A 12,873-nucleotide genomic window follows, 5' to 3' on the forward strand; every position below is an offset into this window, starting at 1 on the left:
GCCCGGCGACCGACTGGCTGACGCCTGCCGGAGCGGCCGGCTGTAGCCCGCGGCCGGCTGTCGTCCGGTCCGCTGAAGCGGCGCGAGGCCTCAGGTCTCGCGCCGCAGTCGTGCGCCCACCCACCGGGCGCGCCGGCCCAGGATGCGCCGGATGCCCATCTGCCGTTGCGCCCCGCGCTGACGGCGGTCGAGGCTCTCGAAGCCGAGGTCATCGGCCCGGTCCGGGCGGTGTGCGGAGCGCTGGGGACTGCTGTGGCGTCGGCCGCGCGGAGCGTCGTCGCGATCGGGCATCCAGGTCATACCGGAATGGATGCCCCTGGGCCGGTGGGAGTAACCGCACGGGTTCACCGGAACTGGCCTATGCGATTGTCATATGAGCGCGACATCAAGGGAGTTGGGTCGCCAGCCCATTTCCCGATTGCCCCCCGCCGTTCCCTCCGCTCGTCAGTCCTTGTGGCGGCCGACCCAGTCCAGCAGCTCAGCGGTGAACTCCTCCGGCGCCTCCTCGTGCGGGAAGTGCCCCACCCCCGGCATCAGCCGCCAGCGGTACGGTGCCGCCACGTACTCGCCGCCGCCCAGCGCGGTGTGCGACAGCAGCACCGGGTCCGAGGCGCCCTGGACGTGCAGGGTCGGCGCGGTGATCGGCTTCTTCATCCGCCGGGCGAACTGGATGCCGTCCGGGCGCGCCATCGAGCGCAGCAACCAGCGGTACGGCTCGATCGAGCAGTGCGCGGTGCTGGGGATCTGGATCGCCTGCCGGTACGCGTGCACCGCCACCTCGTCCAGCTTGTTCGGCCCGGTCCACTCGTCCAGGTAGCGGCCGACCAGCGCGGCGTCGTCGGCGACCAGGCGGCGTTCCGGTATCCACGGCCGCTGGAAGCCCAGCACGTGGTCGAAGGCGGCCAGCTGCTTGCGGTCCGTCAGCAGCGCCCGGCGCAGGTCCCGGGGGTGCGCCGCGGAGACCACGGTGAGGCTCTGGATCACCGACGGGCGCATCACCGCCGCAACCCAGGCCAGGGTGCCGCCGGAGGCGTGCCCGACCAGGTGCGCCCGGCGCTCGCCGAGCGAGCGGATCACACCGGTGATGTCCAGGGCGAGGTTGCCCGGGTCGTAGCCGCGCGGGGTGCGGTCGCTGCCGCCGATGCCCCGGAGGTCGAGCGCCACGGCGCGGTAGCCGGCCTCGGCGAGCGCCGTCAGCTGGTGGCGCCACGCCCACCAGTACTCGGGCCAGCCGTGCACCAACAACACCAGCGGGCCGGAGCCCAGCTCGGTGATGTGGAAGCGGGCGCCGTTGGCCGCGAGGTCGCGGTGCACCCAGGGGCCGGGCTGCCGGATGCTCCAGGCCTCGGCCGTACCGCCGCCGTGCCGTTCGGCACCGGGAACCGCCTGGGCGGGCTGGGCGGGCGCCGGGCCGGGGTTCGGGCCGGGGGTCGGGCCGGGGTCCTGTTCGGACTCGTGTCCGGGGGCCAGCTCGGGGCCGGAATCGGGGCCGGAGTCCGGGCCGGAATCGGCGGACGGCTGCGCGGTCACGGGCTTCTGGTCAAGCGGCATACCGAGAGCGTGTCACATCCGGGAGCCGGACACGTGCCCGGCACTCGTTGTCGGCGGGTCCAGGGCCCCTCTCGCGGTTACGGGATGCGGCCCAGGCCCCGGTCGATCTCCTCCTGGGTGGCCGGGCGAGGCCGGGCGTTCTTCAGCACCTCGGCGGTCTTCTGGGCACCCTCGATGGCGCGGTGCGGCGGCTCGATCTTCTTGAACGCGCGGCGGGCCACCACGAACAGCAGCACCCCGAGCACCCAGTAGGCGGCCGCGACGATGAGGAAGGACCAGCCGAGCGAAAGCCCCAGCGCGTGGATGCCGAAGGCCACGGCGGCGCTCAACATGGGGATGGAGAACAGGAACACCACAGCGGCGACCCCGATCGAGACCCCGCCGGTGAGACCGCGCTTGACGTCCTTGCGGATCTCGGCCTTGGCGAGCGCGATCTCGTCGTGGACCAGGGCGGACAGATCGGCGGTGGCCGCCGCGAACAGCTGCCCCACCGAACGCTCGCCCTCGTAGGGCGCCCGGCCGTTGCTGGACGGGTCTGCGGCTCCTGCGGGCATCAGCGGTTCTCCTCTGCGGCTGCTGCGGCGTGACGCCGTCGCGGTGTGCGGTTTCCCGGGCCGGTGGGGGGTCCGGAGGCGTCAGTGGTTTGTCGACAGCTCAGAATCATGCCCCTACCGGTCAGTCGGACACCACTCCGGGGCCCCGCCGGAGGGACGTGTCCTGGCTTCGGAAGGCCTGCGGGAGGCCGGTGGGAAGGCTTGCGGGAGACCCGCGGAAGCCCTGCGGGAGGCCGGTGGGAAGGCCTGCGAGAGGACTGCGAGAGGACTGCGGGAACCTCCCGGCGGGGTCTCAGCGGTCGGTTCCGGGCTCCTCGCCGAGCCCGTCGCCGGGCAGGCGTCGGGCCGGTGCGGGGGCCGGCGCCGGGTCGGCGGTCCGGGCCCGCCAGGCCGGGTCGTCCTGCTGGCGGCCGTCCTGGACGCCGTTGTCGCCGTCGCCACCGTCGTCGCCGTCCAGGTCCCGGTCCTCCTCGTCGCACAGTGCGCGGTAGTGCCGGTTGCGCAGTTTGAGCAGCACGGTGGCGACGATCGCGCAGAGCAGCGAGCCGACCAGGACGGCCGTCTTGGAGCGGTCGGCGAGCGCCAGGTCGTGCGGGAAGGCCAGCTCGCTGATCAGCAGCGAGACGGTGAAGCCGATCCCGGCGAGCACCGAGACGGCGAACAGGTCGGCCCACTTGAGCTGCGGGTTCAGTTCGGCCCGGGTGAACCGGGCGGCCAGCCAGGTGCCGCCGAACACGCCCACCGTCTTGCCGACCAGCAGACCGATCACGACGCCGAGCGGTGTGGCCTGGGTGAACACCTCGCGCAGCGCCGGGACGGAGATCGTCACCCCGGCCGCGAACAGCGCGAACACCGGGACGGCCAGCCCGGCCGAGAGCGGGCGGACCAGGTGCTCGATGTGCTCGCCGGGGGAGTGCTTCTCGTCGCCCTCCCGGTGGCAGCGCAGCATCAGACCCATCGCGACGCCCGCCACGGTGGCGTGGACGCCGCTCTCGTGCATCAGCGCCCAGACCACGACGGCCAGCGGCACGAACAGGTACCAGCCCTTCACCCCGCGCCGGTGCAGGAACCAGAACAGCACCAGGCCGGCGAAGGCCAGGCCGAGCGCCCAGAACTTGATCCCGGAGCTGTAGAAGATCGCGATGATCAGGATCGCGATCAGGTCGTCGACCACGGCCAGGGTGAGCAGGAAGGCGCGCAGCGGCGAGGGCAGGTGGCTGCCGACCACGGCCAGCACACCGAGCGCGAAGGCGATGTCGGTGGCGGTGGGGATGGCCCAGCCGCCGGGGTGGCCGCCGCTGCCGGAGTTGACCAGGGCGAACAGGATCGCGGGCATGGCGACGCCGCAGACGGCGGCGACCACTGGCAGCAGCGCGGCGCTCGGAGTGCGCAGCTCGCCCGCGACGAACTCGCGCTTGAGCTCGATGCCGGCCACGAAGAAGAAGATCGTCAGCAGGCCGTCCTTGGCCCAGACGGCCAGCGTGAGGTCGAGGTGGAGCGGGGCGGACGGGCCGATCCGGTAGTCGAGCACGCTCTCGTACGCGTGCGGCCAGACGTTCGCCCAGATCAGCGCGACCACGGCGGCGGCCAGCAGCAGCACACCGCCGACCGTCTCGGTGCGCAGGGCGTCGGTGATGAAGGTGCGCTCGGGCAGTGACAGCCGGCCGAGGAACTGCCGGCGGCGGGTCGTCGGCTCGTGGACGGGCGGCTGGTCGGTCACGCGGGACCTCCTCGGGGCTGGGAGCGGCAACGGTTGCACGGGTGGTGCAGTTGCCGACCAGACTTCCCGGCGCGCCCTGTGACGCCCGCGAATCCTGCTTAAGGATCTTGATGCGCCCTTAACAGTCTAGCGGGACGTTCAGGTGACATCCGGATTGTCCTGTTAAAGGACTTAAGCCCTACGGGCCGGTTCTGCACTCCGGAGTAGCAGCGGACCCGCCGGTATCCGGCTGCGTCTTCGCGGGCCTTCGCGGGCCTTCGCGGGCATGACGACGGGGCCTCGGGCGGTGTGATCACCGCCCGAGGCCCCGTCACTGCTTCAGCGTGCCGAGCCTTCTGTGCGCCCGGCCGTCAGCGCCGTTCTCAGCCGTTGCTGCCGTTCGGCGGCAGCTGGGCCTGGATCTGGCTCATCACCGTGCTGTCGGCCAGGGTGGTGGTGTCACCGACCTCGCGGCCCTCGGCGATGTCGCGCAGCAGACGGCGCATGATCTTGCCGGAGCGGGTCTTCGGCAGTTCGCCGACCACCTTGATCTGCTTCGGCTTGGCGATCGGGCCGAGCGTGCGGCCGACGTGCGCCCGCAGCTCCTCGACCAGCTCGGGGCTGTCGGTGGCACCGCCGCGCAGGATCACGAAGGCGACGATCGCCTGGCCGGTGGTGGCGTCGGCGGCGCCGACCACGGCGGACTCGGCCACCGACGGGTGGCCGACCAGGGCCGACTCGACCTCGGTGGTGGAGATGTTGTGGCCCGAGACCAGCATGACGTCGTCCACCCGGCCGAGCAGCCAGATGTCGCCGTCCTCGTCCTTCTTGGCACCGTCACCGGCGAAGTAGCGGCCCTGGAAGCGCGACCAGTAGGTGTCGACGTAGCGCTGGTCGTCGCCCCAGATGGTGCGGAGCATGGAAGGCCACGGCTCGGTGAGCACCAGGGAGCCGCCGGAGCCGTTCGGGACCTCGTTGGCCTCGTCGTCCACCACGGTGGCCGCGATGCCCGGCAGGGCGCGCTGGGCCGAGCCCGGCTTGGTCTCGGTGACGCCCGGCAGCGGGCTGATCATGATGGCGCCGGTCTCGGTCTGCCACCAGGTGTCCACGATCGGGCACTTGCCGCCGCCGATGTGCTCGCGGTACCAGACCCACGCCTCGGGGTTGATCGGCTCGCCGACGCTGCCCAGCACCCGCAGCGAGGACAGGTCGAACTTCGCGGGGATGTCGTCGCCCCACTTCATGAAGGTCCGGATCGCGGTCGGCGCGGTGTAGAGGATCGTCACGCCGTACTTCTGGACGATCTCCCAGAACCGGCCCTGGTGCGGGGTGTCCGGGGTGCCCTCGTAGATGACCTGGGTGGCGCCGTTGGAGAGCGGGCCGTAGACGATGTACGAGTGGCCGGTGACCCAGCCGATGTCGGCGGTGCACCAGTAGACGTCGGTCTCCGGCTTGAGGTCGAAGACCGCGTGGTGGGTGTAGCTGGCCTGGGTGAGGTAGCCGCCCGAGGTGTGCAGGATGCCCTTGGGCTTACCGGTGGTGCCAGAGGTGTAGAGGATGAACAGCGGGTGCTCGGCCTCGTGGGCCTCGGGGGCGTGCTCGGTGGACTGGCGCGCGGTGATCTCGTGCCACCAGACGTCGCGGCCCTCGGTCCAGGGGATCTCCTGCTCGGTGCGGCGGATCACCAGGACGTGCTCGACGCCGTCGACCTTGGTGAGCGCCTCGTCGATGGCCGGCTTGAGCGCGGAGGGCTTGCCGCGGCGGTAGCCGCCGTCGGCGGTGATGACGAGCTTGGCCTGGGCGTCCTGGATTCGGGAGGCGACGGCGTCGGCGGAGAAACCGCCGAAGACCACCGAGTGGGTGGCGCCGATCCGGGCGCAGGCGAGCATCGCGACGACCGCCTCGGCGATCATCGGCAGGTAGAGCGCCACCCGGTCGCCCTTGCGGACGCCGAGCTCCAGCAGCGCGTTGGCGGCCTGCGAGACCTCGTCCTTGAGCTGGGCGTAGGTGATCGAGCGGCTGTCGCCGGGCTCGCCCTCGAAATGGATGGCGACCCGGTCGCCGAGGCCGTTCTCGACGTGGCGGTCGACGCAGTTGTAGGCCACGTTGAGCTTGCCGTCGGCGAACCACTTGGCGAAGGGCGGGTTGGACCAGTCGAGCGTCTCGGTCGGCTCGACGGCCCAGCTGAGGCGGCGGGCCTGCTCGGCCCAGAAGCCCAGGCGGTCCTCGGAGGCCTGCGTGTAGGCCGTCTCGGTGACGTTGGCGGCTGCGGCGAGCTCTGTCGGCGGGGCGAAACGCCGCTCCTCCTTGAGCAGGTTGGCCAGGCTCTCGTTGCTCAACGCGCACTCCTCATCGAGTCATGATCTCGGGCGATCCCGTGCGTGGGGATCGTCCCGTGTGTCCCAGCGCACAAGCTCACCAGGCGAACGGGTCAGTTGACAAGAGGCGCCCGGGAATTGGTTTAGACCTTTGACTGAAGATCGAACGGCCAGCCGTGCGGACCGCCGCGCGGCGCGGCAGACCGCACGGCGGCCGGTGGGCCCGTGTCCCGGCTCGCTCGGAGGGGACACGGGCCCGGTTCTCAGGCGGCCAGTTGGGAGCCCTCCCCGCTGCCGTCGGCCGGAACCCGGCCGTCCTTTCTCACCCGTTCGGCCGATTCACCCTCGGGCCGGGCGTCGGGCCGGGTGTCTGGCCGGTCCCCGGTCCCGACAGTGGTGTTACGTGCCTCGGTGCGCGCTTTGACGGGGCTGAACGTTCCGGCGGCGCGATCGAGGACGTAGGCCTGGGCGGTGGCGAAGTCGAAGTACATCCCGACCAGCCGCAGGCTGCCCTCCTCGACCCGGCGCTCCACCGCGGGGTTCGCCATCAGCTGGTCCAACTGCTGCACCACGTTGGTGATGCAGAGCTGTTCCGCGAGGTCCACCACCGGCCGGTCGGCGAACTCGGCCGGTGCCCGTCGCAGCCGGTCCAGCGAGCCGCGGCCGTTGCGCAGCCAGCGGGTCAGCGGGGTGGGTGGACCGGAGTGCTCGTGCACACCGTCCAGCAGGGCCTTCATCGCGCCGCAGCCGGAGTGGCCGCAGACCGTGATCGAGCGCACCTCCAGCGCCTCGACCGCGTACTGCACCGCGGCGGCCACCGAGTCGTCGGCCGCGCCGGGTTCGAACGGGGCCGGCACCAGGTTGCCCACGTTCCGGACGGTGAACAGGTCGCCCGGCCCGCTGTTGGTGATCATGCTGGTCACCATCCGGGAGTCCGCGCAGGTCAGGAAGAGCTGGGAGGGCGTCTGGCCTTCCCGTGCCAGCCGGGCGAGTTCGGGTCTGATCAGCGGGGCGGTGTGCTGCTGGAAGACCCGGACTCCGTCCAGCAGCCGGCCGTGCGGGTCCTCCTGCTGCTCGATGCAGTGATGACCGACCCAGGGCGTCCAGGCCCGGCAGCGGTGCGGGCCCGCCGAACTCCCGCTGCGGACCGTGCCGTCGGGATCGAGCACCTCGTCGTCCTGGCGGCGCGTCACCAGCGAGACCCGCCCGCCCGCGGCCTGGTGCCCCGTCCGCCAGTCGTGCAACGTCACGTACGCGGCGTGGTCCAGGAAGGAGCCGTCGTGCACGACGGCGACCTCGGCGGACGCAGGGATCCCGGCCAGTGCCCGGCTCAGCCGGGGGACGGCGGTGAAGGTGAGCGGACCGTGGGTCTGGACGGTGACCGAACCGTCGGGGCCGGTCTCGACGTCCACATGAGCGCGGGTCAGCCTGTAGAGCGCGAGCAGGACGGCGGTGCTGGCGCCGAGGCCGACGCCCCACAGCACGCCGAAGGCGACCACGGCGAGCATGGTGGTCAGGTAGACCGGGAACTCGCGGTGCCGGTGCACGTTGCGGATGTGCGCGAAGCTCACCATCTGCAGCCCGACCACCAGCACCAGCGCGGCCAGGGCGGCCAGCGGAATCCGGCGCAGCCCGCCGGTCAGCGCCAGCGCGGCTGCGAGCACCCAGACGCCGTGCAGGACCGAGGCCCACCTGGTCTGCGCGCCGGTCCGGACGTTGGCGGTGCTGCGGACGGCGCCGCCGGCGATCGGCAGCCCGCCGACCAGCCCGCTGACCAGGTTGGCGAGCCCCTGTCCGCGCAGCTCGCGGTCGAGGTCACCGGTGCGCTGGGACATCCTGTCCACCGCCACGGCGGACAGCAGCGACTCCACGCTCGCGACGGCGGTGACGGTGAGGACGGCGGTGAGCACCCCGGCGAGCGAACCGTGCGGCAGCGCAGGCACGAGCGAGTGCGGCTGCCAGGCGGGCAGTTCGATGTGGGCGAGCCGCAGGTCCAGGGTGACGGCGAGCGCGGTGGCGACGGCCACGGCGGCCAGCGGGCCGGGCACCTTGGCCAGGCGTGCGCCCAACCCGCCCGCGTGGCCTGGGAGTCGGTCGAGTCGGGGCCAGCCCAGCAGCACGGCCACGGTCACCGCGCCGGCCAGTAGCGCGGGTGGGTGCGGACCGGCCAACTGCCCGGGCAGCGCGAGGAGGTTGGCGATCGCCGAGCTCTGCGGTGACCCACCGAGGACGACGTGCAGCTGCGCGATGGCGATGGTGAGCCCGACCCCGGCCAGCATGCCGTGCACGATCGCCGGCGAGACGGCGAGTGCCGTGCGGGCCACTCGGCGTGCGCCGAGCAGGAGTTGGAGCAGCCCGGCGACGACGGTGACGGCGCAGGTGGCCCGCCAGCCGTACTGGGCGATCAGCCCGGCGGTGATCACGGTCAGCGCGGCGGAGGGGCCGCTGACCATGAGCGGGGTGCCGCCGGACAACCCGACCACGATGCCGCCCACGGCGGCGGCGGCCAGTCCTGCGGTGAGCGGGGCGCCGGTGGCGAGCGCGATGCCGAGGGAGAACGGCACGGCGATCAGGAAGACCACCGCGGAGGCGGAGAGGTCGTGGGCCCAGCGGGCCCGGCCGCCGGGGCCCGGCGGCGCGTGGTCGGTGGTGTCGGAGGCGATGGGTGCGCTGGAGATGTCGAGGGTCATGGTCTTCCCGTCTGTCCGGGGGAACGAACGCAGTCAGGTCCGGTGGTGAGTCCGAAGCGGGGCTCCGGGGCGGATCGGCTGTCGTGGGTCGCGACGGTGTGGCGGGATGGCGTGGGCGCGGCGGGGAGTACGGGTGTCACCGGCCGGCGTCGACCATCTGGCTCGCCAAGGGCCAGGGCGAGATGCGGGAGGTCTCGCCGAGGGCCGTCGGGACGGGCCATCAAGACTCGGTAAACCGAGGGTAATGAAAGCTTTGCACAGCGTCGTTCCCGGAGGGAAGTGAAAAATCCCGGGTTCACCCTATTGGGTGGTGTTCGAACCGACAGGAATCTGCTGTTGGGCTGGCGCACGGACGGGATGGCGGGCGGACCAGGGTGGCGAGGGGACCGGGGTGGCGAGCGGACCGGGGTGGCGAGCGGACCGGGATGGCGGACGGCTCTGGCCGACACGGCGAACGGGCCGCGGCCTTCCCCGGGGTGGAAGGGGAGGCCACGGCCCGTCCGGTTCGCGGCGGTGCCGTTCGCGGTGGTGTCAGGCGGTGGCTCCCGCCGGGGCGGCCGGTGCGCCGTCGGTCGCGAACTCGCCCGGGAACCCGCCCAGCACGAAGTCCTCGTCCACCTGGGTCGCGAGGTCGATGCCGACCTTGGCGTTGGCCCAACTCTCCGCGTTGCGCCGGTGGAAGAGCACGGCCTGCTCGGTGTAGCGGCGCGCGTCGCGCAGTCCGTACGCCGCTTCGGCCTCGGCCCGCAGTTCCTCCAGCACGGCCCGGTTGGCCGGCTCCAGCGACTTCAGCGGCGGCTCGGCGCCCTGCTCCAGTCGGCGCACCCAGTCCGACTGTCCGAAGGTGGTGAGCAGGTCGTCGCCGACCTCGCGGCGCAGGAACACCAGGTCGTCCGGGCCCTGCACCTTGTTGCCGATCACCCGCAGCTGCACGCCGAAGTCCCGCGCGTAGTCCTTGTACTGGCGGTAGACCGAGATGCCCTTGCGGGTCGGTTCGGCCACCAGGAAGGTCAGGTCGAAGCGGGTGAACAGGCCGGAGGCGAAGGAGTCCGAACCGGCCGTCATGTCGGTGACCAGGTACTCGTCCGGGCCGTCCAGCAGGTGGTTGAGCAGCAGCTCCACCGCGCCGACCTTGGAGTGGTAGCAGGCCACCCCGAGGTCCTCCTCGGTGAACGCGCCGGTCGCCAGGAGCCGGACCGAGCCCTCGTCCAGGGCGATCGGGCGGGCGCAGGAGGCGTAGACCGGGTTCTCCTCGACGATCCGCAGCAGGCGTGAACCGCGGCCGGGCGGCGTGGTTTTGATCATCTCGTCGGCCGAGCGGATCAGCGGATTGCTGCCGCGCAGGTACTCCTTGATCTCCGGCAGGTGCGCGCCGAGCGAGGGCAGTTCGGCGGCCTGGGCATCCGTCAGGCCGAGGGCGGGGCCCAGGTGCTGGTTGATGTCGGCATCGACGGCGATGACCGGCCGGCCGATGGCGGCCAGGTGGCGGATGAACAGTGCGGACAGCGTGGTCTTCCCGCTGCCGCCCTTGCCGACGAAGGCGATCTTCATCTGGGTCTCCGGCTCTCGCTCTGGGCCCTGGGGGCGGGCCGCGTGCTCACGGGTGCGCTCGTGGGGGGCGCCCCTAACTGGAAATCGTTATCGTCTCCGATAGTGGCCATGCTAGCCGGGGTTTGGGTTCCGCTGGGGGAGGGAAGTGAGGATTGCCTCTAACGGGTGATGCGGGGTTGCTGTTCCGGGAGGGGCGGGCTGTTCATTACTCTCGGGTAGGTGAGCACTGGAACAGATCCCCTCGCCCCGCTGGCCCAGCTCCCCGGGGTGCCCGACGCCGTGGCCGAGGTGCGCAAGGCCGTCGACCGGCTCTACGGCCACCGGGTGATGCGGCGCCGCGCGGCCGAGGTCACCTCCGAGTCCGCGCTGCGCGGCGCCCGCGCGTCGGCGGCCATGGCGGGAGCCGACTGGCCGCTGGAGGAGGTCCGGCGCCGCACCGACTTCAGCGCGGACGCCGAGGCCCGTACGGTCGGCGCGGCCCTGCGGATCGCCGCCGAGGCGGGGCAGCTGCTCAGCGTCTGGCGGCACTCGCCGCTCCAGGTACTGGCCCGGCTGCACCTGCTCGCGGTCGGCGACACCGACCCGGCCGCCGGTCGGCCGCGCCGGGCGGGGGAGCGCGCCGAGGAGCTGTTCCCGTTGGAGCTCGCGCCGGTGGAGAGCGTCAAGGTCGACGCCGGGGTCGGGCCGCTGCCGGCCCTGCCGCCCGCTCCGGGCGCGGAGGAGGTCGCGGCCCGGCTGGACCAGCTCTCCCGGCTGCTGGTGGCCCGTGCGGAGGGTCACGGCGTGGGCACGCCGGCCCTGGTGGTGGCTGCGGTGGTGCACGGTGAACTGCTCGCCCTGCGGCCGTTCGGCACCCACAACGGGCTGATCGCGCGGGCCGCCCAGCGGATCGTGCTGATCGCCGAGGGCCTCGACCCGAAGTCGATCTGCCCCGCCGAGGTCGGCCTGGCCGAGCTGGGCACCGACGCCTACCGCCGCGCCCTGGCGGGCTACCTGGCGGGCACGCCCGAAGGGATGGCGGCCTGGATCGCGCACTGCGGGCGGGCCCTGGGGCTCGGCGTGCGGGAGAGCACCGCGGTCTGCGAGGCGATGCAGCGCGGCATGGTCTGATCGGACCGGCCCGCAGGCGTTGCCGAGCCCCGTGGACGTTGCCGGGCCGGGGGGCGTTGCGGGTCTCGCGCGCACAGAGATGCGGCGGCACCTGATCCTGCTGGGTGCCGCCGCTGGTACAGGTACCGGGTGACCAAGCATGCACCGGAAGTGCCGATCAGACGGGGATCCTGCCCGTTCGTCTGGTCCGGCGGCCCGACAGCGGGTCGGCTGCATGTGGGTGCTCGGAAATCTGTACACGCGGTCCGTGGGCCTGAACTGCGTTGTCGGTTTGACCTCTTCGGTCCTGACCGGGTCTCGCGGGCCGTGCTTCATTTGTATCGCGTTTCGGCCGAAAGGGGAACCCGAAACGAGAAGTATGTGTCGATTGCCCGTTTTGGTGGCTTTCGTGCTAGATCACGGCTTCCGCCGGGAGCCTCCGGCGGTGGGACGGCGTCGGCGCGCCAGGTACCAGATGACCCCGGCGGTCACGGCGGCCGTCCCGATCGCCACGGCGGTCAGCACCGAGCCGCTCGGCGCGGAGAACTCGGGCAGCCGCCGTCGCAGTTGCACCGGCCGGTCGAAGACCAGCACCGGCCACTCCCGGGCCTGCGCCTCCTTGCGCAGCGCGCGGTCCGGGTTGACGGCCGAGGGGTGGCCGACCGCCTCCAGCAGCGGCAGGTCGGTCGAGGAGTCGCTGTAGGCGTAGGACTCGGCCAGGTCGTAGCCTTCCGTCCCGGCCAACTCCCGGATGGCCGCGGCCTTGTTCTCGGCGTAGGCGTAGTACTCGATCTCGCCGGTGTAGCAGCCGTCCTCGACCTTGAGCCGGGTGGCGATCACGTGGTCCGCGCCGAGCAGCGCGCCGATCGGCTCGACCACCTCGGAGCCCGAGCTGCTGACGATCACCACGTCCCGGCCGGCCGCGTGGTGCTGTTCGATCAGCGAGGCGGCCTCGTCATAGATGATCGGGTCGATCAGGTTGTGCAGCGTCTCGGCGACGATCTCGCGGACCTGCTGGACGTTCCAGCCCCGGGTGAGCGCGGAGAGGTACTCGCGCATCTTCTCCATCTGGTCGTGGTCCGCGCCGCCGACCAGGAAGACGAACTGGGCGTACGCACTGCGCAGTACGGCCCGACGGTTGATCAGACCGCCCTGGTAGAACGGGCGGCTGAAGGCCAGCGCGCTCGACTTGGCGATGATGGTCTTGTCGAGGTCGAAGAAGGCGGCCGTGCGCAGTCCGTTCGGCCGGGGGCGGACGGATGCGCTCGGCGCCTCGGGCCCGGTGGGGTCGCCCTGGGACTCGTCGGCGTGGTCGTCGGCGTTCTCGGTGGTGTCCACGGGAACCGAGGATAGAGGGAGCCAGAAAACACCCCGCCATTCGGCGTACTCGTGGGCGTGCGGGTTTGTGTTTCTGGCCGCTC

General features: G+C 72.1%; 9 protein-coding genes. 1 reads left to right on the forward strand and 8 read right to left on the reverse strand.

Annotated elements, in window-relative coordinates:
• Positions 1-90 precede the first annotated feature (90 nt).
• The 7 genes from O1G21_RS21000 to O1G21_RS21030 all read right to left on the reverse strand — a co-directional run bounded on the left by O1G21_RS21000 (position 91) and on the right by O1G21_RS21030 (position 10,363).
• Positions 91-300, reverse strand: a complete 210-nt coding sequence (locus tag O1G21_RS21000) for a hypothetical protein (protein ID WP_270146031.1) — start codon at positions 298-300, stop codon at positions 91-93.
• Between the two features lie 144 nt (positions 301-444).
• Positions 445-1,551, reverse strand: coding sequence for an alpha/beta fold hydrolase (locus O1G21_RS21005; RefSeq protein WP_270146033.1), 1,107 nt, complete (start codon positions 1,549-1,551; stop codon positions 445-447).
• Between the two features lie 77 nt (positions 1,552-1,628).
• Positions 1,629-2,105, reverse strand: a complete 477-nt coding sequence (locus O1G21_RS21010; protein WP_270146035.1) for a phage holin family protein — start codon at positions 2,103-2,105, stop codon at positions 1,629-1,631.
• 292 nt (positions 2,106-2,397) lie between these two features.
• The gene (gene nhaA / locus O1G21_RS21015) at positions 2,398-3,825 is read right to left on the reverse strand and encodes a Na+/H+ antiporter NhaA (RefSeq protein ID WP_270146037.1); all 1,428 of its coding nucleotides are present in this window, start codon (positions 3,823-3,825) and stop codon (positions 2,398-2,400) included.
• Between the two features lie 362 nt (positions 3,826-4,187).
• The gene (gene acs, locus O1G21_RS21020; RefSeq protein ID WP_270146039.1) at positions 4,188-6,143 is read right to left on the reverse strand and encodes an acetate--CoA ligase; all 1,956 of its coding nucleotides are present in this window, start codon (positions 6,141-6,143) and stop codon (positions 4,188-4,190) included.
• Positions 6,144-6,385: 242 nt separating this feature from the next.
• Entirely contained in the window at positions 6,386-8,812 is a 2,427-nt protein-coding gene (locus O1G21_RS21025) for a SulP family inorganic anion transporter (RefSeq protein ID WP_270146041.1), read from the reverse strand.
• Positions 8,813-9,343: 531 nt separating this feature from the next.
• Positions 9,344-10,363 (reverse strand): ATP-binding protein, encoded by a 1,020-nt coding sequence (locus O1G21_RS21030; RefSeq protein ID WP_270146042.1) that lies wholly within the window; start codon positions 10,361-10,363, stop codon positions 9,344-9,346.
• Between the two features lie 219 nt (positions 10,364-10,582).
• Between O1G21_RS21030 and O1G21_RS21035 the strand changes: the two genes are divergently transcribed.
• Positions 10,583-11,473, forward strand: coding sequence for a Fic family protein (locus O1G21_RS21035; RefSeq protein ID WP_270146043.1), 891 nt, complete (start codon positions 10,583-10,585; stop codon positions 11,471-11,473).
• Between the two features lie 396 nt (positions 11,474-11,869).
• Here the strand turns inward: O1G21_RS21035 and O1G21_RS21040 are convergent, their stop codons facing one another.
• Entirely contained in the window at positions 11,870-12,688 is an 819-nt protein-coding gene (locus O1G21_RS21040) for an HAD family hydrolase (RefSeq protein ID WP_270151143.1), read from the reverse strand.
• Positions 12,689-12,873: the final 185 nt, after the last annotated feature.

It is taken from the genome of Kitasatospora cathayae, from assembly GCF_027627435.1.
Lineage (GTDB): Bacteria > Actinomycetota > Actinomycetes > Streptomycetales > Streptomycetaceae > Kitasatospora > Kitasatospora cathayae.